18 protein-coding genes and 1 riboswitch are annotated in these 21,474 nt (G+C 54.5%); of the genes, 10 read left to right on the top strand and 8 right to left on the bottom strand.

The window, feature by feature from the left end; all coding sequences use genetic code 11:
- Positions 1 to 194: 194 nt before the first annotated feature.
- From ACQGQ5_RS08120 to ACQGQ5_RS08090, 7 genes are all read left to right on the top strand, one after another.
- A complete protein-coding gene (locus tag ACQGQ5_RS08120; protein WP_455736023.1) occupies positions 195 to 608 on the top strand; it encodes a hypothetical protein in 414 nt (137 codons plus the stop codon).
- 307 nt (positions 609 to 915) lie between these two features.
- Positions 916 to 1,650, top strand: coding sequence for a hypothetical protein (locus ACQGQ5_RS08115; protein ID WP_455736022.1), 735 nt, complete (start codon positions 916 to 918; stop codon positions 1,648 to 1,650).
- A gap of 26 nt (positions 1,651 to 1,676) precedes the next feature.
- Positions 1,677 to 2,225: a hypothetical protein gene (locus ACQGQ5_RS08110; RefSeq protein ID WP_455736021.1), complete on the top strand. Its 549-nt coding sequence runs from the start codon at positions 1,677 to 1,679 to the stop codon at positions 2,223 to 2,225.
- Between the two features lie 262 nt (positions 2,226 to 2,487).
- On the top strand, positions 2,488 to 2,991 hold the full coding sequence (locus ACQGQ5_RS08105) for a hypothetical protein (RefSeq protein WP_455736020.1): 504 nt from the start codon (positions 2,488 to 2,490) through the stop codon (positions 2,989 to 2,991).
- Between the two features lie 44 nt (positions 2,992 to 3,035).
- Positions 3,036 to 3,482, top strand: coding sequence for a hypothetical protein (locus ACQGQ5_RS08100; RefSeq protein WP_455736019.1), 447 nt, complete (start codon positions 3,036 to 3,038; stop codon positions 3,480 to 3,482).
- A 535-nt stretch (positions 3,483 to 4,017) separates the two neighbouring features.
- Positions 4,018 to 6,078 (top strand): diguanylate cyclase domain-containing protein, encoded by a 2,061-nt coding sequence (locus ACQGQ5_RS08095; RefSeq protein WP_455736018.1) that lies wholly within the window; start codon positions 4,018 to 4,020, stop codon positions 6,076 to 6,078.
- 252 nt (positions 6,079 to 6,330) lie between these two features.
- Entirely contained in the window at positions 6,331 to 8,424 is a 2,094-nt protein-coding gene (locus ACQGQ5_RS08090; RefSeq protein WP_455736017.1) for a methyl-accepting chemotaxis protein, read from the top strand.
- A 928-nt stretch (positions 8,425 to 9,352) separates the two neighbouring features.
- Here the strand turns inward: ACQGQ5_RS08090 and ACQGQ5_RS08085 are convergent.
- From ACQGQ5_RS08085 to ACQGQ5_RS08050, 8 genes are all read right to left on the bottom strand, one after another.
- A complete protein-coding gene (locus ACQGQ5_RS08085; RefSeq protein ID WP_455736079.1) occupies positions 9,353 to 9,907 on the bottom strand; it encodes a DUF975 family protein in 555 nt (184 codons plus the stop codon).
- A 351-nt stretch (positions 9,908 to 10,258) separates the two neighbouring features.
- Entirely contained in the window at positions 10,259 to 11,260 is a 1,002-nt protein-coding gene (gene ilvC / locus ACQGQ5_RS08080) for a ketol-acid reductoisomerase (RefSeq protein WP_455736016.1), read from the bottom strand.
- 81 nt (positions 11,261 to 11,341) lie between these two features.
- Complete coding sequence (gene ilvN / locus ACQGQ5_RS08075; protein WP_455736015.1) at positions 11,342 to 11,842, bottom strand: acetolactate synthase small subunit; 501 nt, start codon at positions 11,840 to 11,842, stop codon at positions 11,342 to 11,344.
- A 13-nt stretch (positions 11,843 to 11,855) separates the two neighbouring features.
- Positions 11,856 to 13,481 (bottom strand): biosynthetic-type acetolactate synthase large subunit, encoded by a 1,626-nt coding sequence (ilvB, locus tag ACQGQ5_RS08070; RefSeq protein ID WP_455736014.1) that lies wholly within the window; start codon positions 13,479 to 13,481, stop codon positions 11,856 to 11,858.
- A gap of 320 nt (positions 13,482 to 13,801) precedes the next feature.
- On the bottom strand, positions 13,802 to 14,596 hold the full coding sequence (locus ACQGQ5_RS08065) for a TVP38/TMEM64 family protein (protein WP_455736013.1): 795 nt from the start codon (positions 14,594 to 14,596) through the stop codon (positions 13,802 to 13,804).
- 156 nt (positions 14,597 to 14,752) lie between these two features.
- Positions 14,753 to 15,325, bottom strand: coding sequence for an energy-coupled thiamine transporter ThiT (gene thiT / locus ACQGQ5_RS08060; protein WP_455736012.1), 573 nt, complete (start codon positions 15,323 to 15,325; stop codon positions 14,753 to 14,755).
- Positions 15,326 to 15,405: 80 nt separating this feature from the next.
- A riboswitch (TPP riboswitch) is annotated at positions 15,406 to 15,518 on the bottom strand.
- A gap of 57 nt (positions 15,519 to 15,575) precedes the next feature.
- Positions 15,576 to 16,235, bottom strand: coding sequence for an HAD hydrolase-like protein (locus ACQGQ5_RS08055; protein ID WP_455736011.1), 660 nt, complete (start codon positions 16,233 to 16,235; stop codon positions 15,576 to 15,578).
- A gap of 12 nt (positions 16,236 to 16,247) precedes the next feature.
- A complete protein-coding gene (locus ACQGQ5_RS08050; RefSeq protein ID WP_455736010.1) occupies positions 16,248 to 16,631 on the bottom strand; it encodes a thioesterase family protein in 384 nt (127 codons plus the stop codon).
- 211 nt (positions 16,632 to 16,842) lie between these two features.
- On the opposite strand from ACQGQ5_RS08050, the gene ACQGQ5_RS08045 reads away from it, so the two are divergent.
- The 3 genes from ACQGQ5_RS08045 (at position 16,843) to ychF (ending at position 21,452) form a co-directional block, all read left to right on the top strand.
- On the top strand, positions 16,843 to 17,625 hold the full coding sequence (locus ACQGQ5_RS08045) for a heparan-alpha-glucosaminide N-acetyltransferase (protein WP_455736009.1): 783 nt from the start codon (positions 16,843 to 16,845) through the stop codon (positions 17,623 to 17,625).
- Between the two features lie 489 nt (positions 17,626 to 18,114).
- A complete protein-coding gene (locus ACQGQ5_RS08040; protein WP_455736008.1) occupies positions 18,115 to 20,274 on the top strand; it encodes a Tex family protein in 2,160 nt (719 codons plus the stop codon).
- An 83-nt stretch (positions 20,275 to 20,357) separates the two neighbouring features.
- Positions 20,358 to 21,452, top strand: a complete 1,095-nt coding sequence (ychF, locus tag ACQGQ5_RS08035; RefSeq protein ID WP_455736007.1) for a redox-regulated ATPase YchF — start codon at positions 20,358 to 20,360, stop codon at positions 21,450 to 21,452.
- Positions 21,453 to 21,474 lie beyond the last annotated feature (22 nt).

Here is a 21,474-nt window from a genome sequence, read left to right as displayed (position 1 = left end):
GTAAACAGTCCGCGCAAAAAATGCCGAAGTGGCCGCCGGGAAACCGGCGGCCATAGTTTGTTAACAAGAAAGAAACAAACGACATTTGAAAAAAACATGGCAAAACAGGGGCGCCGTTAATAGTACAGAAGGGAAAATAAAAGCTTTTCAATGCGCGCATTGAAGACCAATCTTTAAGAAAAGAAGTGGTTTCTATGGGTTTTCTCGAAAAATTCTGTAATAAGACCGTACACTTTTTGTTTCCGTTCATTGAGCGGTTTTACCTGTTCATAGATTTGGGATTGTTTGTGGCCGCGTGGTCGCTTCCCGAAACCTATTGGAAAATCAGAGTGGGTTTACTATGGACTTTGGGCTTAATTTATGACATTTATAGTTCAGGTGTTATGGAACGCGACCATCTTTCCATACAACCTGAAACAGATTTTTTCTATCGTATTTACCGGACCATCGATTGGTTTTTCTTCCCCTTTTATCTTATTTGGTTGATCATCCTGCTGATTCCGCAACTGATGTTCATTGCGCGTGTTTTTTCTGGTGTGATCATTGTGGGCATAATCCTTCGCGCTGTCGGAGACCACAAATACCGCCCCAAAAAACCGGAAGAATGATTGCTTAGAATAGCTTTTAAAGTCAAGTTGACAATGTCAGCTCCGCGATTTCAAAGGACGAACTGATCCGGATCGCCGAAAGTGCGGAGCAGCAAAAATAAATTTAAAAAAGTTTGGAAAAAAGTGTAACAAAACATGGGGGTTCGTCGTTAATGTTATAGAAGGAAAAATAAAAGCTTTCAAATGCGCGCATTGAAAATAAATATTTAAGAAAAGAGATGGTTCCGATGGACGGGTAACGGGGTGAAAAATTCCTCCATTCATTTCCGCTCAAATTGAAACTATTGACAAAATGAAGGAGAATAAAATGATGAAACATAACATGAAAAAAATAATCAGTTTGGTTCTTGTTTTGGCAATGTCGCTTGCTATTTCTGTACCGGGGTTTGCGGCGGAGAAGGAAAATCAAAATGCCAAAACGACGCGAATAAAAGAAATCTCTACTGAAGTTACAGACATCTCTCGAGAAGAGTTCTTAAAAAGTTTCGCTAAGCAAAAAGGAATTTCGCTAGCAGAAGCGGATAAGTTCGACAAACTTCAAACTCTAAAAGACAATAAAGATGAAGTTGCTAAATACAATATATCGAAACAGCAATCTAATACAGCTCTTGCTACTGTAACTCCAATGGCAACTGTATATAAGCAAATTAAACAAACTTATAATACTGGATCGTATGGAAGTTTTTATTCGAAGCTTATTGTTATCATTCAAGTAAAACTTGAGAGATATAATTCAAGCAGTTTTGGTACATACCAAAAATTCGCCGCAGTTACCGACGTGGGATCTTCGGCTTTAGGATCGGGTTCAGCCACATGGAATAAAATAGCCGAGTCGGCTGATATTTACGGTGACACAGGATATGAAAATAAAATTGCATTTATGCTATCTGGAAATCTCGAGGTTGCAGTTACTCAATCTGTACAAATAGGTTATGCTAATCAAGTTGGCTTTTCAGTAGGAACCAGTGTAGGAGGAACCTATTATATGAGGAAGTTTGTGTCAATTGATGATACTTTCAGCTCTAATTATGATCTAACCTGAACTTTTGAGTAGTTAGGGGCTATGAAATGAGATTATTTAAGAACTGGACCAAATTAAAAATGCTGATGTTGGTATTAGTATGCCTTGTTGTGATAGTAGCTATATATGGAGTATTCGTCTTTATCGGTAACAGCCCTGAGCCGGAAACGGTTAGCTACTCCGGCAACAATGGCTCTTTCAGCATTCGTTTTACACGGTTTACGGATTATGATCATTTCCTGGAGAACAAGTCCCCTTTGATTATTCTATATAATAGCAAGGGGGACATACAGCAGGATCCACCGGGAAGCGGGTATATAGCAGGTGAAGTGGTCTTTAATGGCAGTTGGGAATTTAATAGCTGTGAAGTTGAGCTCATAAGAGAAAGTGAATGGAATACAGGTACAATTGCTATGAATGCAGAACCGGGTAAAAAAGGGTCTGTAAGTCTGCCGTTTACAGGTGAAGATTTTCCCGATTCAGCAAAGAACATATATAAAACTGCGATTATCCGCATTGAAGATAAAGAAGTTGTAATACCGTTAAAGGCAAGTAATCCGATTTTTAAATCGTCTAAAACGCCTCAACAGGGATAAATCACCTTCCTGTTCTTTTTATAAGCTGCATTTCATTAGCTTAGTATCAAGTTCAAACTGGTAAGAATAACAGATGCCAAACGTTGGAAGCAAGTCCTTGCTATGCTTGTAGCAGGGACTTGCTAATAAAAATCGATCTGAGAAGGGGTCTACAGGAGGCTTGTTACTGCTTTTTTATAAGCTGTCGGAGACCGAAAAAGCCGGATCAATAAAACAGAATGATGGCTTACAGAGGATGGCTGAATGGAGGGGGGAGTGAATTATGAAATTTATAAAGCATTTCACAAAGCGTGGAGTAATACTGGGAAGTGTAGTGCTTTGCTGCTTTGCACTCTTACTGGCCGGATTCTCTTTACTTAGAAGTCGTCAGGAACCGGAAACCGCACGGTACAGCGGCAAAAACGGCAACACTCGCGTTCAGTTCACCCGTTACCGGGACTATCGTGTTTTTTTGGAAAAGAAATCTCCGGATATCTCAATTTATGATTCAAAGGATGAAGTTAAGGACGTAAAAGGATTTATTGCGGGGGAGGTGCTCCTGGAAGGACGCTGGGAAAACGTGCCGCACTGCAATATTAAACTGGTTCGAACGAACGGAGAAACTGTCAGTGATATTTTACTGATGAACATGACGCCTGACCAGAAAGAGAATCCGCATCTTCCTTTTACGATATACGACTATTACGATTCCGGGAGAAATCTTTACAAAACCGCAATTGTCCAATTGGAAGATAAGAATATCGAGATTCCTGTAAATCTCGAATAAGCGAAGGGGGCCTTCCCGCTGGGTATTAGGAGGGCTAATTCGTATTGAAATCGTATTTAAGAAAAGGGCTGGTTCCGATGGACATTCTTGAAAAATTCCGCAATAAGCTGGTACACTTTTTCTTTCCGTTCATTGAGCGGTTTTACCCGTTTATCGCTTTGGTACTGCTTGTGGCCGCGTGGTCGATTCCCAGAACCTACTGGCAAATCAGGGTGGTTTTATTTTGGCTCTGGTTTGTAAACGGTGAAATTTACTACATGGATATTATGGAACGCGACTATTTTCCCATACAGCCCGGCAGCAGCCCTTTTTATCACCTTTATCGGTGTATCGACCGGTTTTTCTTCCTGTTCCTGCTTGTTCTTCTGGTGATTCTGCTGCTTCCGGAATTTCTGTGGCTGCAAAAAGGGCTTCTCGCGGTATTCATCGTGGTCGGGATCCTTCGCGCTGTCGGGGACCACAAATACCGCCCCAAAAAACCGGAAGAATGACGCCATGAAAGAAAAATTGGAATTGATTGACTGGAAAAAATTCTTTTTAAATTGGGTTGTTTTCTTTCTCGTACTGGTTTTCGCGGCGGACCCAGCCCTCTTTTCCGCCGCTTTTTTCATCAGAGAGATGATCGGAAGTTGTATGATTTCTTTGGTGATCCTTTTCTTTTATCAGAAGCCTATTGAGAAAAAATAATTCAGGAATCGACGGATCAAATCCATAAAAAGTGATCGTCAGGCGCCGTTTTTTTGGGGAAACGGCGCCTTTTGTGATGCCCTTTTCTGTCCGCAGCCGGAAGAAAAAGCCCGCCCGGGCAAAAGCCCAAGCCGTTTTGGGAAACAGCGGATTCTGTCTGTTTTTGTTGCTTTTTTAGTTGGTCACAAAAAATATGTTAAATTTAAATAAAAATAAATTCAAAAGATTTATATGATTATTTGCATGTACCAAATTATTCTATTGAATTAAAAGGATTTTCTGTTATAATAAATTTACAGAATTTTACATTCGAAATCCAAAATGAAAGAGGGCAGCCGGGTGAGAATCAGGAAGTACCTTACTGTTTTGCTGGCTGTCTTTTCCATATTGCCGATGGTTCTGGTGATGGTGTTCAGCGTTCTTTTCTTTCAGAGCAACACTTCGCAGCTTTTACAGGCAAACGTGAAATCCACCGCCATGCAGACGGCCAACAATCTGGACCAGTTTTTCAGTCAGCGGAAAATGGCGCTGGAGGTGGCGTCCGACCTGCCGGGGGTGAAGGAGCTTCTGATTTTGTCCAACGCGGGGGCGCCGGACGGGGATCTGGAGCAGTACCGGTCGATTACGGTGAACACCTTCAAAACGATGACCGACAAACAGACCATCAACGGGCAGGGGGACTCCAAGGGGAATTTCGTCAGGCGTTCCAGCCTGATTAACCGGAAGGGCGTGATTATCGCCTCCGACGACAGACGGCTGATCGGACAGCCCTCTTTTCTCAAGGTGGACATGCGGACCGTTCCGGCGTACGGGCTGTATATTTCCGACAGGATGCGCCAACCGGACTTCATTGACGGCCAGAACTATTTTGTGATTGCTGTGCCGATTTATAAGGACGGCGTCTACGAAGGCTCCATCCAGTCCTCCATCGACATGATTTATCTGGACCTCATCACCCGCCAGACCTTTATGGAAACGGGCCGGACCGTCATTCTGGACTCCGTGGGCGGCGTTGTCAGCGGAAACATACTGGGCGCCGGCCAGCGGATGGCCAGCGCGGACCAGATCGAGCTGGAGGGGAACCCCGGCGGGAAAAAGCTTGAAAATATCGACCTGGACCGGAACCCCAACGGCGTCATCCGCTTTTGGGCGGGCGGAATGGAAAAATTCGGCTACTATTCCCGTGTTGCCGGGAAAAGCTGGATTATTTTGAGCGCGGTCGAGGCGGATGAGCTGATGAGCCCGTTCCAGAGCATGTTAAAGGTTTATATCGCGGCGCTTTTGGTGCTGGCGGCGGCGCTGATTAGCTGCGCCTATCTGGCCGCCAACCGTTTTCTCAACCCGCTCAGGGATATGTCCGCGGAATTTGTCAGGGTGGAAAAAGGGGATTACCAGGCCCGGCTGCCCGCCTGTTACAAAGGGGAATTTGCCGAAATGGCGTCCGCTTTTAACCATCTGATCGAAAAAATAAAGGAGGACACCGACGTGCTCAAGGTCAGCGAGGCGCGGTATGCGCTGATTATGGAAGAAACCAATCAGGTCGTTTTTGAATGGGACATCCTTCAGAATCACATCTATCATACCGTTTACTGGACCAATAAATTTGGTTTTTCCACCGTAGCACAGGTGCCCGACTCCGATATCCCGTACTTTGAACAGGTCCACCCCGCCGACCAGGAGAGCATGTCGCGGCTTTTCCGCAGGATCAGGGCCGGGGGCCAGCCCGGGCCGACCGACGTGCGGATGAGAAACGTCGACGGCAAATACATCTGGTGTACGGTAAACATCAAGATCCTGTATGACGAAAATAAGGAGCCTTACCGCGCGATCGGCCTGATCGTGGACACCGACCACCAGAAGAAAATGATCCAGAAGCTGGAAAGCAGGTCCAGAATGGATTTGCTGACGCAGCTTTACAACAAGGTGACCACTGAGTCCATGATTGAGGAGTGCCTGAAAAAATCGGAGAAAAATGTCCTTCATGGCCTTATCATCGTGGATATTGACAATTTCAAGGATATCAACGACACGCTGGGGCATATTTTCGGCGACGCGGTCCTGAAAAAGGTTTCCACGGACATCAAGCGACTGTTCCGCGCGTCGGATATTGTGGGCCGCACCGGGGGCGACGAGTTTATCATTTTTATCAGGGATATTGATTCGGCGGACCTGCTCCGGGATAAGATGAACGCTATCTGTGAAATTTTCCACTGCGCCTATACGGGCGAGGACGAGATGTATAAAATTTCGGCAAGCGTGGGCGGGGCGTTCTACCCGTACGGCGGCACATGCTTTGAGGAGCTTTACCGCCACGCGGACGAGGCGCTGTACTGTTCCAAAAAAAGCGGAAAAGACCAGTGCAGCCTGTACGAAGCGGGCGGCCTTCAGGCCGCGCTGTAGGCAGAGCACAGAGCGCACAGACAGAAGATACCGCCATGCTTTCCGGCAGGGCGGTATTTTGTATATTATCCATAGTTTAAATTTTAATATAATAATAAATTTAGAAGAATAACCAAAAAACAGGGCCAAACATTGTGGATTATCATTGCATTAAAAAATTAAAAAATGAGGATGGCTGCCGATAATTATTATGGGGAAGATACTGCGGCGGATGTCCGGCTCAGACCTGAATTTATTTGAGGAGTGAGTTTTTTGAAAAGCAGAGGGGAAATTCGGAAAAACAGTTTGGGGACTCTTTTGTCCGTGTTTTTTATCGTGACGCTGGCGGTCGCTCTGACCGTTGTCGTATCCATCAATTCCGTGTTTACGGGCCGGATTTTTGAGGATACCTACGAGGAGCAGAACCAAACCGCCATGCAGGGGCTGAACAATATCCTTTCCAATTATGAGGCAAACCTGAGGCAGTCGGGACAGGAGCTGTCACAGGACACCGATTTTCTGAACGCGGTGGCCGGCGGCAACCAGTACAGTACTGTGGAATCCATGAAAAACCGTGTGAAGGCCTACAACATCAGCTATGCTTTTCTGACGGACGCGCGGGGCAACCTGCTGTACTCCACGACCACCGATTTTGACCTTCCCGACTTTTCAAAGCTCCATCATGTGCAGGAAGCCATGAAAGGGAAAAGCGTGGTCGTAAACGAGGCGATTTCCGGCAAGACGCTTTGTATCTGCTGCGGCACGCCGGTGAAGCGGTACGGGAACCTGATCGGCATGATTTCCACCGTACAGTCGCTGGAGGACCACAATGTCATCGACCAGCTCAAGCAGTACACGGGCTGCGACTTTACGGTGTTTTACGGGGACGAGCGGGTCAACACCACCCTGATGAAGGACCAGAAGCGCCAGACGGGCACCAAAATGGACGCGGCCGTCGCGCGGAAGGTTCTGACCGAAAAGCAGAATTATACAGGAAAAATGGATATCACGGGTACGTCCATGATGGTGAATTATGTCCCGGTTCTGGGATTTGACGGAAAGGCGGTCGGCGCGATGTTCACCGGAAAGAGCATTGCGGCGACGGAACAGCGCTCCATGCAGACCGTGGCCGTTTCCATCGGCGCGGCGCTGGTGGTCATGGTGATCGCCACCGTGATTTTGGGCAGGATCGTCCGCAAGCGGGTCAAAAAGCCGCTCGGTCAGGTCGTGGCGCTGGCCAACAACATGGAACGCGGAGAAATCGGCATCAGCAACAAGGACGCCGTGAGGCTGACGGTCGGCACAAAGGACGAGGTCGGCCAGGTGGCCGGGGCGCTTGAAAACACGCTCGGCAGCCTGCAGATGTATATCGGGGAAATTTCCGAGGTGCTGAACGCGGTCTCCAAAGGGGATCTGACGGTAAAGACGCGGATGCAGTATCTGGGCGACTTCTCCGAGATCAGGGGCGCGCTCGACCAGATCGTCGATTCTTTGAACGGGGTGTTTTCCGATATCGACCACGCGGCGGAATCCGTTTCCCTCCGTTCGGAGCAGATTTCGGACGGGGCGGCGGCGCTTTCTCAGGGCGCTTCGGAACAGGCGGGCGCCACGGAGCAGCTTTCCGCCACCATTTCCGAGATTTCCGCCCAGATACAGAAAACCGCAAAAAACGCAGCGGTCGCCAGCACCATTGCGAAGGAATCCACCACGGCGGTGGAAAAGGGAAACCGCGATATCGAGCAGATGCTGTCCGCCATGGGCGATATCCATTCGGCTTCGGCGGAAATCCGGAAGATCATCAAAACGATCGAAGACATCGCGTTCCAGACCAATATTCTGGCGCTGAACGCCGCCGTGGAAGCGGCGAGGGCCGGGACGGCGGGCAAGGGCTTCTCCGTTGTCGCGGACGAGGTGCGGAATCTGGCGGGGAAGAGCTCACAGGCCGCGGGCCAGACCGCCAAGCTGATCGAGAACACGATTTCGCTGGTCAACAACGGAATGACGGTCGCGAACTCCACCGCGGAGTCCTTCCAGCACATCAGGACCCGGACAAGCGAGTCCGCCGGCTTGATTTCGGAAATTTCAGAGGCGACCGGCGACGAAGCCGCCGCCGTGGAGCAGGTCACGCAGGGGATTGAACAGATCGCGCAGGTGGTGCAGACGAATTCCGCAACGTCGGAGGAAAACGCGGCGGTCAGCCAGGACCTGTCCGCACAGGCCCGGCGGCTGCGCGCGCTCGCGGCGAAATTTCGCCTGAGAGAGGGCGCGGCGAAAAAGGCCGGCGCGGTCGTCCCGCTGAAGGCCGCCCCACCGGAGTCCAAGGGGACGGCTGAAAGCTTTCCCACGGTAGTTGAAAAATACGGCTGAAAGATATTTTGCAGAAGGGAAGGGGCCGCCATGCTGAGCATGGCGGCCCCTTCGGCTTGTATAGACTCCCGCTGTTTCGGCTCGGAGCTGACAGGCGGAACCCCGATCGGCAGGTCCGCGAACGGTGCGCCGGAAGGAGTCTCCGCTTGCTTCATTGAGGCGTCACCGCAAGTAGGAGTTGATTGTCAGCTCTGCCCTCAGGCCGGGCAGGCCCCTACTTTCGGTCTTGCCCGAAAGTAGGCAAAGTGCGCGCAGGGGGATTTTTAATTCCCGGCGGGAGGGTCCCATAAAATCCCCCTGCACCCCCAGGGTATCCCCAAAGTGTCTTTAGGAGATACAACACTGCTGTGATTTTCATTGACGAAGGGATACGGAAATTGGGATTAAACTCCCCCGGGGTGCCGAGCCCCTGCCTCCCTCCGTGAGGGAGGTGTCGCGCCCGGCGCGACGGAAGGAGTTTCGGAGCGATCGGACTTTGATTTAAGGTAAGCCGATTGGAAGCATCGCCGTAGGCACCCGCCGGCCCTTTCTTGAAAATTTTGGAAAATATTTGCGGTTGATATTGCGCATTCCCCAAAAACGCGCTATAATCTACCTGTAAGGCACAAATAAAAAGTGCAAAGCAGGCGGAAGGTACGGCAATACCAACCGCCCTGCATACGGAGCACGCACTCCATACACAGCTGAATGCTCAGCGCTTTGCGGTTACTATTATACCGCCTGTTCTCCATTTTGTACAGGGGGTATCTTGAGTCCGCGGCACTTTGACGACGTTGTATATGGGAAAATTTCCTGTACGGCGTTTTTTTGTGCCTTGCGGAAAAAGGCGGCGGGCCCGCGCCCCGGGATTGAGTCCCCCAGGGTGGCGCGGCCCGCCGTCTTTTGTGTTATAAAAAATTCCGATTTTCCCGTCCTGTAAAGAACGGCCTTACAGGATGGGGGGATTTTCCGGATTGTAATACGGTCCGGCAGGGGGAACCAGCCCCAGCTCCGCCGGGTCGATCTGATGGGTCTGGATCGCGCGGTCGCGCAGGAAGATGTAAAGCTCCGCCATGGTAGCCTGATAATAGGGATTCACAAATAAAATCCCCACGCCGAAGCAGATGGCCCCGAGCAGGTACCACCCGATAAAGGAAAGGCCCAGCACGAAAATCGCGCCCTTTTCGCCGTTTGTCAGGATGCGGCTGAGTTCCCTTGCGCGGCTGCCCGTCAGGTTGGGGTTATCCGCAAGGAGATACTTCACCATGGAATATTCGAGCTGTTTGATGATGCCGGGGATAATCAGCAGAAGATACCAGAGCCCTATAAAGATTTCCGTAACGAGCATGGCGGCAACACTGCTGATGTAGCCGTAGCGGAAGCTGCTGAACAGCGTGCCGAAATCCGTAGCGCCGAAATGGTTGTGCACGTAATACCGGCTTTCGCCGATAGCAGTGGGCAGTCCGATAAAGATAGAATAGATGATCCCAATTAGGGAAATCACAGTTGCCAATCTACCAATAACTGAAATTGGTGAAGCAAAGAACTCAGGAACCCATGGGACGCCTTGGAAAGTATCCGTATATTGATTTGTAATCCAAGAATATCCGCGCGAAATAACCCCGGCGAGAAGCGACACGCCGAACGCGGTCCAGTACCGCCCCCCCAAAGCAATTTTCGCGTTGGATTTCAGAATCCCTCTGTCCCACATAACAATGGCTCCCTTCAGTCGTCAAAAATAATTCCGCCGTCTTTCCGGGACGGCATCGGAAACAGGTTTTCGTATCGAAAGATGCCCCGGAAAAAGATATGGCGGAATCGGTACCTTTTTGATTATATGTTTTAAATCGTGAAATTAGTCAATCGGATCGTCGTTCCACGCATACATTTTGCGCAGTTCTTTGCCGACTTCCTCCAGCTGATGGCTTGCGCCGATGCGGCGGCAGGCGTTGAAATGCGAGCGGCCGTTCTTGTTTTCCGCGATCCATTTGGAAGCGAAGGTGCCGTCCTGGATTTCGCCGAGGACCTTCTTCATTTCCTTTTTGGTCTCGTCGGTGATCAGGCGCTTGCCGGTCTCGTAGTCGCCGAACTCCGCGGTGTCGCTGATGGAGTAGCGCATCAGGCCGAAGCCGCCGCGGTAAATCAGGTCGACGATCAGCTTCATTTCGTGGATGCACTCGAAGTAGGCGTTTTCCGGAGCGTAGCCCGCTTCCACAAGGGTTTCAAAGCCGGCCTGCATCAGGGCGGTCACGCCGCCGCAAAGCACGCACTGCTCGCCGAACAGGTCGGTTTCGGTCTCGATTTTAAAGGTGGTCTCCATGATGGCCGCTCTCGCCGCGCCGAGTCCCGCGCCGTAGGCAAGGCCGATTTCCTGCGCGTGGCCGGTGTAGTCCTGCTCGACGGCGATCAGGCAGGGGACTCCCTTGCCGGCGACAAACTCGCTGCGCACGGTGTGGCCCGGGCCCTTCGGGGCGATCATGAATACGTCGACATCCTTCGGCGGCTTGATCTGGCCGTAGTGAATGTTAAAGCCGTGGGCAAACGCAAGCGCCTTTCCCTCCGTAAGGTAGGGGGCGATGTCCTTTTGATACATATCCGCCTGGCGCTCATCGGGAATTAAAATCATAATAATATCCGCGGCTTTGGTGGCCTCCGGGACACTCAAAACCTTCAAACCGGCAGCCTCGGCTTTTGCCTTGCTCTTGCTGCCTTCGTACAGGCCGACCACCACATTGACCCCGCTGTCGTGCAGATTCAGCGCATGGGCGTGGCCCTGGCTGCCGTAGCCGATAATAGCGACGGTTTTACCTTTGAGCAGATTGATGTCGCAATCCGCCTGATAATAAATTTTTGGCATGATAAATTCCTCCTTGCCTGATGGCAAAATATTAACGAAACACTTAGACGGCGCTGCCGCATAAGGGTTGGTTGGCTTGGGTCAGCTGTTCTGCTTGCGGGCGGTGGCGGGGCCTTTTTCAATGGCCAGGGTACCCGCGCGGACGATTTCCTTGATGCCGTAGGGTTTTAAAAGGCTGATGAGCGTCTGGGTGTGCTCGTCGTTGTCCGTCAGCTGGATGGTCAGCGAGGTGGTGGCCACGTCCACGATCTGGGCGTGCATCAGCTCGACGATCTTCATGATTTCGGCGCGCTGCTTCGTCGGGCAGTTCACCTTGATCAGCGACAGCTCGCGGCTGATGAACAGGTCGGGCTGCAGCACCTTGACCTTGATGACGGGAATCAGCTTGTTGAGCTGTTTTTCCACCTGCTCCACAATATGTTCGTCGCCGTTTACCACAATGGTGATGCGGGAAATGGCGGGGTCCTCGGTAATGCCGACGGCAAGGCTGTCAATGTTGAAGCCGCGGCGGGAAAACAGGCCGGACACCTTTGAGAGGACGCCGGGCTGGTTTTCAACTAAAATCGAAAGGGTGTATTTCATTTTCCTGCCCTCCCTATATCGTGGGCGCGTCGGGATCGACCCGGCACACCAGGATAAAAGCCCTGTCGGACGCGAACATTTCTCTGGCGAGGCGCTCCGCTTCTTCGTTGGAGGCGGCCAGCGCCGCGGGAATGCCGTAAGCTTCCGCGATCTTCACGAAATCGGGGTTGCCCTGCAGCAGGGTCATCGCGTAGCGGCTGCCGTACTTGTTGTCCTGTATTTCCTTCACCATGCCCAGCCGGTCGTTCTGCATCACGATGATCTTGATGTTGACGCTGTTCTGGCAAAGCGTGCCCAGCTCGCACATGGCCATCTGGAAGGAACCGTCGCCGCAGATGCACAGCACCTGGCGGCGGGGCTTGGCCAGCTTTGCGCCGATGGCGGCGGGGAGCGCGTAGCCCATGGTCCCCAGCCCGCCGGAGGTCAGGAACCGGCCCTCCTTTACGTTGAAATTGCGCGCGGCCCAGATCTGGTTCTGGCCAACGTCGGCGGTGAGGATCGCGTCCTCCTCCATCAGCGAGGAAAGCACGCGCATAAAGGAGCGGGGCTCGACAAAACCGCTGCTGTTGTCCGGCCTGCCGCCCGGGACGAATTCTTTTTTATACCGCAGCACGGCGTCGATCCACTCTTTCGGAACGGAAACGGCGCTCTGTTCGATGAAATCGCGCAGCACCAGCCGGATATCGCCGACGATGGGAATATGGGCGGTCACGTTTTTTCCGATTTCGGCGGGGTCGATATCGATATGGATAATGGTTGCCTTTTCCCCCATCTGCTCCGGCGCGGATACCGCCCGGTCGCCGACCCTCGCGCCGCAGAGGATGATCAGGTCGGCCTCATGCATGGCGCGGTTGGCGTTTTTGTGGCCGTGCATCCCGATCATGCCAAGGTACAGCGGGCTGTCCATGGGAACCACGCCGATGCCCATCATGGTGGAAACCACCGGGATCCCGCTGCTCTGCGCAAAGGCGACCAGCTCGTCCCGCGCCCCGGCAAGCACGATGCCGCCGCCGCAGACAAGAACGGGGCGCTTCGCTTCGGCCATGGCGGCGAGCGCCTTTTTGACCTGCATGGCATGTCCCGTGGTGCGGGGCTTGTACCCGATGATGTTCGCCTTCTGCGGGTAGACGAATTCCGGCACCTCTTCCGCCTGAATGTCCACCGGGACGTCGATCAGAACCGGTCCCGGCCGGCCGGTCGAAGCGATATGAAAGGCTTCCTTGAAAATCCGCGGAAGGTCCGAGGCGCTTTTCACCAGATAGGAGTGCTTGGTGAACGGCTCGCAGGCGCCGGTGATGTCCGCCTCCTGAAACACGTCGCGGCCCAGAAGCTCGGAGCTGACCTGCCCCGTGATGGCGATCAGCGGGATGGAGTCCATATAGGCCGTCGCGATGCCGGTAATCAGGTTGGTCGCGCCCGGCCCGCTGGTCGCGACGCAGACGCCGGGTTTCCCGCTTGCGCGGGCGTAGCCGCTGGCCTCGTGGGCGGCGTTCTGCTCCTCGCGCACCAGAACGTTTTTGATCGGCGAGCGATATAGGTAATCCAGGAAGGGACAGATCGCTGCTCCGGGATATCCGAAGGCGATCTGTACGTTTTCGTTTTTCAGGCATTCCACCATAATTTCTGCTCCGCTTATCAAAAACAGTCACCTCTTAATCATTGATTTGTCATAGCGGCTCGGGCCGCCGTTTTCCTCTTGCTTGCGGTCGGCAACACCTTCGGCGATGCTCCCAGGCAGTTACTCCCGGAAACTCCCTCAGGCCGGGCTGGGACCTGCCGGTCGGGATGCCCGGGGTATCCCCAAAGTACCTTTGTGTGGCACGATACTGTTGTGGTTTTCATTGACGGGATACGGACAACGGTTTCCTCTTTGAAGGAGGTTCCGCCGCCTGTATTTCTAATTATTATAAGTTTTTTGCTCGTATGAGTCAAGAAATTTCAATGATTTAAAGGGATAAATTATCGTTCTTTCTTTTTCAGCGCGGAAATCCCGCCCTTTTGATTGGGATGCTTCGCGACGGCGCGGTACAGCAGGTAGCCCGCGGCGCTCAGAACGCCGGTCGCCGCAAAGAGGACGGCGGCCTGTGTGTAATTGCCGCTGAAGAGCGCCCAGCCCCCGAACGAGCAGGCCAGCAGGGACGGAATGCGCGCAAGGGTGGAAATCAGCAGGAATTTGCCGAAATCCTGCGGCACAAGCCCGGCGGAAAACACAAACAGGCGCTTGGGCATTCCGGGGATCAGGAAAACGATCCAGTAAAAGGCGTCGCGCGATTTGGGGCTGCGCAGGTAGCGGAGGTGTTTCCGCTGGGCGGGAGTGAAGAACAGGCCGATCAGCCGGTGGCCGAAGATCCGGGTGAAATAAAAGATGATGGTGGTGGAGATCACCGACGAGCAGAGGGTCAGCAGGCTGCCCTGCACCCGCCCGAAGGCGTAGCCGCCCGCGATGGTCGTCAGCTCCAGCGGGATGGGGAGAAAGCCCTGCAGGATCTGGATGCCCAGGAACGCGGCGCGGCCCATCGCGCCCCGGCTGCGGATAAAGCTTTCAAAGCGGCCGGGGTCCCGGAGCAGCGACAGAAGCGGTCTGCACAGAACGACCGTGAGCCAGAGGAACAGCCCCGTGGCCGCGAGAAGCACAGCCCCGCCCAGAAGCCGGTCGCGGAGCGCCGGGCCCGCGATTTCCGGCAGGTCGGCGGCGGTGATTTCCGGCGGGGGGCCGGATTTTTTCTTTTTTGACCCCGTTCGAAGAATCGTCATCCGTTCCGCCTCGTTTCCCGGGTTCTTATGGAATCGTACCTCACGCCCCGCCCCCTCCCGCACACAAAACAGAAAAAAACACCGGGTGCGATATAAAAAAGCATGAAGGACGGAACCCCGCGCTTCATGCTTTCCTGTTCAATTGCGATTCCTGTTTCAGGAGGCCTTTCCGGGAGCGCGGTGCTCCACACGGTCAAGGACCCGGATCAGGATGACCGAGACAACGGCGGTGATGACCGCCTCGGGAAGCATGTAGCTGCCGTTGTAGGTCAGGGAATAAATCCAGACCGGCGTGCCTTCCGGCGCGTAGCCGCCCCAGATCAGGATGCCGGACAAAAAGCTGCAGAGAAACCGCAGAAACACGGCGGCGACGGAGCCGACGGCGACGCTGGCGGCCCTGCTTTTAAACGGCTTGCCGAAAAAGGCCGCGGTGCCCAAAACGGTGAACGCCAGAACATAGTCCAGCAGAACGACGGCGGCGAACGCCCCGAAGGTGTTTGCCGGCGGCGCGGTGAACTGGATGATCATCTGCAGCAGGCTGTGCGTAAACGCGGTGGAAATGCCCCACTTCAGGCCGTGCCGGTAAGAGACCAGCACCAGCGGGACCATGCTCGCGCAGGTAACGGCGCCGCCCTGCGGCAGCTCAAAAATCTTGAACATGCTCAGTACGGTGGACATCGCGATCATCAGCGCGCATTCCACAAGGATAACGGTCGTGTTCTTTTTCATAAATTACCCTCCAGTCAATTATATGGAACTGAAATTAAAAAATTACCTGAGGGAAAATAAAAACGCCCTGTGATGCCACAGAGCGTTAAAAATCAACTTTCCTACGCTGGCATTATCCAGATCAGGTTTAAGGGACATAAACGTCAGTTCGCTTCATCTCAGCCGAGGTTACTCAGCGCCCCTGTATATTCAGTTCTTGTGTCCAGCATAACCCAACCTTTCCGATTTGTCAAGGGGCTTTCCGCCGGATTCAGGAATCCTTCAGAAGCATGCTTCTCAGCTCGCCGATATCGCGGGCAAAAACGCTGCCGCCCTCCGCCTGCATCTCTTCCCTGGTGCCGAAGCCGTACAGGACGCCGATAAAGCCGGTGCCGGAATTCCGGGCGCCCGCCGTGTCGTACACCGTGTCGCCGACCATGACGGCGCGGTCGGGCTTCACATGGCAGGCGTTCAGGCAGGAGTCGATCAGGATGCTCTTGTCGCCGCTGCGCTCCGAGTCGTCCGGGCCGGAAACGTGGGCGAAATATTTTGTCATGTCGAAATAGTCCAGCACGCGGCCGGTGATTTTGGCGGGCTTGGTTGTGGCGACGGCAAGCGTTGCGCCGTTTGCCCGCAGCTCCTCCAGAAAATCGATCATGCCGGGGTAGGGCTTGTTCTGGAACGCGCCGGACACGTTGTATTTACTGCGGTAAATTTTGACCGCCTCCGTAGCCTGCTCGTCCGTCATTCCGCAGTACCGGATATAGCTGTGCCACTGCGGCGGGCCGATGAATTTGCGCAGGATGGAAATGTCGGGTACGGGCCGTCCCATTTTTTCAAGGGTATATTTTACCGTGCCGGTAATGCCGGGTTCGGAATTGGTCAGCGTGCCGTCCAGGTCAAAAATAATCAGATCATAAACCGGTTTCATCGTTATCCTGCCTTATTTGTTTTTTCTTGCTTCCGCTTTGGCGGCGAAGCTTTCCTTTTTCACGCTGACGCGCTCGTGGGTCCCGGTCGCGATCAGGCCGGCGTTGTCGTAGGCTTCGAGCCGAAACCGGTAGACCCTGCCTTCCGCTTCGGTCAGCTCCGCGCTGACCGTCACCCTGCAGCCCGGAGCCGTGGGGTTCAGGTGGTTCACCGTGATGACGGAGCCGACGGTGGTGTAGACGTCCTCAAGATAGGTCTGGGCCAGCTGCGCCGCCGTGCCCTCAAAAAAAGCGGCGATCATCGGGGTGGCAAGCACGCGGACGCTGCCGCTGCCGATATTCACCGCGAGCATATCCTCGGTAACCGTGTATTCGCGGGTCAATTTTGTCTCTTTCATTGAAATTACCTCCCGTACCATGATATAATAAAAACAAGCGGTTTTATTAAGGCCCGCTTCCGTGCGGCCTGAAAACAGGGCGCGCGGACTTGCCTATATTATAACATGATCCGGGGGATTTATAAATATAGAACTTTCAGCGGTTATCCCTTTCATTCCTATGCGAAACGCCGGTTTTGACCGTGCAAATCCGAAATCGGAGGGTGAACGAATGCCGAATCAAAGCAAAGGGGCAGGGCGCGGACGGATTTATTTTATGGATGAACTGCGCGGGCTGGCGGTTTTCTGCATGGTGTTTTACCACGGCTTTTATACGCTTGCCTACCTGTATAACCTGAAAATCGGAATGCTCCTGCTGAATTTCTTTATGCCCGCGGAACCTTTTTTCGCCGGGCTGTTCATGCTGATTTCCGGTATTTCCTCGAACCTGTCGCACTCCAACCTTGCGCGCGGGTTCAAGCTGCTGGGGGTCGCGCTCGCGGTCACGCTGGCAACGTATTTTGTTGTACCGGAAGAGATGATTGTGTTTGGCATCCTGCATTTCCTGTCAGTCTGCATGATCCTTTACGGGCTGCTGAAACCGGTTGCCGACCGCTTTTGCTTCTCGTGGGCGGCGGTCGCCGTCTGCGCGCTGCTGTACCTTTTGACCAGGGGGATTTCAAGGGGGTACCTCGGCCTTTCGCCGGAATGGGGGGCGACACTGCCGCCTTTCCTGTACCATACCGACTGGCTGGCGCCGTTCGGCCTTTACAGCGATACGTTCCGCAGCGCGGACTATTTTCCGCTTTTCCCGTGGATGTTTGTTTTTGCGGCGGGCACCTTTTTGGGCAAGCTTGCCGCGCAGGAGCGGTTTCCGGCGTTTATGTACCGTTCCCGCGCGCCGTTTTTTTCCTGGCTGGGGCGGTACGCGCTGATCATTTATGTGATTCACCAGCCGGTGATTTACGGCGTGTGCTGCGCCGTTTCCGCCGTTGTGCGGTGGATTCGGGGGTGAAGGTCCCGGGAACTCCTTCCGGCGCGCCGAGCGCGCCACCTCCCTCATGGAGGGAGGCGGGGCTGGTCTCTTTTGGCGCCCTCTTTGAGGGGGCTGGCGGGCGAAGCCCGACTGGGGGAGTTTCCTCTTGCTTTCTGAGAGCATCACCGCAAGTATGAGTTGATCGTTAGCTCTGCCCTCAGGCCGGGCAGGCCCCTACTTTCGCTCTTGTCCGAAAGTAGGCAAAGGACGCGCAGGGGGATTTTTAATTCCCGGCGGGAGGGTCCCATAAAATCCCCCTGCACCCCCGGGGTATCCCCAAAGTGTCTTTATGTGGCACATCACCTTCGTGCTTTTCATTGACGGGGATACGAAAACGCGGTTCGGCTTCTTTCAGCCCCATCTCCGAGGGGGCTGGCGGGCGAAGCCCGGACCGGCAAAATCCTGACTAAGGGAGTTTCCGTATTTTGCTATGAATTTTAAATTTTCGGAAGATGTTGGAGGATATTTATGGATTTTGCGTTATTGATCGCGGAACAGTTTCATTTACAGCAGTGGCAGGTGCAGAAGGTCATGGAGCTGATCGACGAGGGGAACACCATCCCGTTTATCGCGCGTTACCGCAAGGAAGCGCACGGCTCGCTGGACGACCAGACGCTGCGCGAGATTTCGGAGCGGCTGGAGTACCTGCGCGCGCTGCAGAAGCGCCGGGAGGAGGTCACGGACCTGATTGCCGCCGCCGAGTGCATGACGGAGGAAATTGCCGCCGCGCTGGCCGCCGCGGCCACCCTTTCCGAAATCGACGATATTTACCGGCCGTTCCGTCCCAAGCGCAAAACGCGCGCGTCCGTGGCAAAGGCGAAGGGCCTTGAGCCGCTTGCGGACGCGATTTTCGAGCAGAAAAAAGACGGCGCGTACCCGATCGACATGGCGGAAAGCTATGTGAACGCGGAGCTGGGCGTGGAAACGCCGGAGGACGCGCTCGCGGGCGCGCTCGATATCATTGCGGAGCGCATTTCCGACGACGCGGGGATCCGCAAACGGCTGCGCGTGGTCGCCATGGCGCAGGGCGAGGTGGTTTCCAAGGCGGCGAAGCCGGACGAGGACTCCGTTTACGCGCAGTATTACGACTTCCGCCAGCCGGCCGCGAAGATCGCCGGGCACCGCGTGCTGGCCGTCGACCGCGGGGAGCGGGAGGGCTTCCTGAAGGTAAGCGTCGAGCTGGAGCGCCTGAAAGGGTTGAATATTGTTTCCTCCGCGAGCGTGAAGGGGAACGGCCCCTGTGCACAGGCTGTGCAGGAGGCAGCGGAGGACGCCTACGACCGGCTGATTTTCCCGTCCATTGAGCGCGAGATCCGCAATGCCCTGACCGAAGCCGCGGCGGAGGCCGCGATCAAGGTCTTTTCCGTCAACCTGCGCCAGCTTCTGATGCAGCCGCCGGTCAAAAACCGGGTGGCCATGGGGCTGGACCCCGGGTACCGCACGGGCTGCAAGGTCGCCGTGGTGGACCCGACCGGCCGCGTGCTGGACACCGGCGTGATTTACCCCACCCACTCCCGGGCGAAGGTGGAGGAAGCGAAAAAAGTCATTACCGATTTTATTCTGAAATATAAGGTCGAAGTCATCGCGATCGGAAACGGAACGGCGTCGAAAGAGACGGAGATGTTTGCCGCCGACGTGATCAAAGCGCTGCACAGCGGCGTTTCCTATATGGTGGTCAGCGAGGCGGGCGCGTCCGTCTACTCCGCGAGCAAGCTCGCCGCGCAGGAATTTCCCGAGTTCGACGTCACCCTGCGCAGCGCGGTCTCCATTGCGCGGCGGATGCAGGACCCGCTGGCCGAACTGGTCAAAATCGACCCCAAGGCCATCGGCGTGGGGCAGTACCAGCACGATATGCCGAAAAAGAAGCTGGACGAGGCGCTCGGCGGCGTGGTCGAGGACTGTGTGAACACCGTGGGCGTGGACCTGAACACGGCGTCGCCGTCCCTGCTGGAAAAAATCGCCGGGCTTTCCGCGGCGGTCTCCAAAAATATTGTGGCGTACCGGGAGGAAAACGGCGCGTTCCACTCGCGCAGCGAGCTGAAAAAGGTGCCGAAGCTGGGGCCGAAGGCCTTTGAGCAGTGCGCGGGGTTCCTGCGCGTGGCGGAGAGCAAAAACATTCTGGACAACACCGCCGTCCATCCCGAATCGTACGACGCGGCAAAGGCGCTGCTCACCCTGTGCGACTACGACATGGACAGCCTGAAAAAGAACGGCATCGGCGATCTGAAAAACCGGGTGGACAAAGTCGGGGCGGACAGCGCGGCCCACAGGCTCGGCATCGGCGTGCCGACGCTCAGGGACATTGTGACCGAGCTGCTGCGTCCGGGCCGCGACCCGCGCGACGAGCTGCCCGCTCCCATGCTGCGCACCGACGTGCTGAGCATGGAGGATCTGAAGCCCGGCATGGAGCTTTCCGGCACGGTGCGCAACGTGATCGATTTCGGCGCGTTTGTGGATATCGGCGTGCATCAGGACGGCCTTGTCCATATTTCGCAGATCTGCGACAAATTTATCAAGCATCCGGGCGAGGTGCTGAAGGTCGGCGACGTGGTGAAGGTGCGCGTGCTGTCCGTGGATACCGCGAAAAAGCGCATCGCGCTGACCATGAAGGGCGGGGGAATCGGCTGACGGGGGAGAAACCGCCTTGCATCGGGGAATGGAAACCTTTATAATAGGGTCATGAATAACAGAGACAAAGAAGGAATTAAAATATGAAGCTTGGTATCGTGGGGCTGCCGAATGTCGGCAAAAGCACCCTGTTCAACGCGATCACAAACGCGGGCGCACAGTCCGCGAACTATCCGTTCTGCACCATCGAGCCCAACGTGGGCGTGGTCGCAGTGCCGGACAAACGGCTGGACAAGCTGGCGGAAATGTACCATCCGGAAAAATACACCCCCGCCACCATCGAGTTTATGGATATCGCCGGGCTGGTGCGCGGCGCGAGCAAGGGCGAGGGGCTCGGCAATAAATTCCTTGCCAATATCCGCGAGTCCGACGCGATCGTGCATGTGGTGCGGTGCTTTGTCAACGACGACATCATCCATGTGGAGGGGAGCATCGACCCGAAAAGAGATATTGAGACCATCAATCTGGAGCTGATCCTCTCCGATATGGAGGTCCTTGACCGCCGGATCGACAAAACGCAGAAGATGATCAAGGCCGACAAGAAATACCAGGCGGAATACGACTTTTTCCTGCGTGTCAGGGAAACGCTCGACGCCGGCAAATCCGCGCGCAGCGTGGAGTGCACAGAGGAAGAGGCGGAGCTGCTCAACTCCGTTTCCCTTCTGACCAACAAGCCGGTCATTTACGCCGCCAATGTGAGCGAGGACGACTTTAAGGGCGGAATCGAAAACAATGACTATTTTAAGGTGGTAAAAGAGATCGCCGACAGCGAGCACGCGGGCGTTCTGCCCATCTGCGCGGAGATCGAGGCGGAGATCAGCGGCATGGACAGGGATGAAAAGGAGCTGTTCCTTTCCGACATGGGATTGAAGGAGTCCGGCCTTGACCGGCTGATCAACGCCTGCTACAGCCTGCTGGGGCTCATTTCCTACCTGACGGCGGGCCAGCCGGAGGTGCGCGCGTGGACGATCAAAAAAGGGACCAAGGCGCCGCAGGCGGCCGGGAAGATCCACACCGATTTTGAGCGCGGCTTTATCCGCGCCGAGGTGGTCGCGTTCGACGACCTGATGGCGTGCGGCACCATGGCCGCCGCAAAGGAAAAGGGGCTTGTCCGCAGCGAAGGAAAAGAGTATGTGATGAAGGACGGGGACATTGTGTTGTTCCGGTTCAACGTCTGACAAACAAGGATTCCGGCCCTTT

It is taken from the genome of Caproiciproducens sp., from assembly GCF_053840905.1.
The sequence above is the reverse complement of the archived record's forward strand: the minus strand, read 5'-3'. Positions and strand labels throughout refer to the sequence as shown.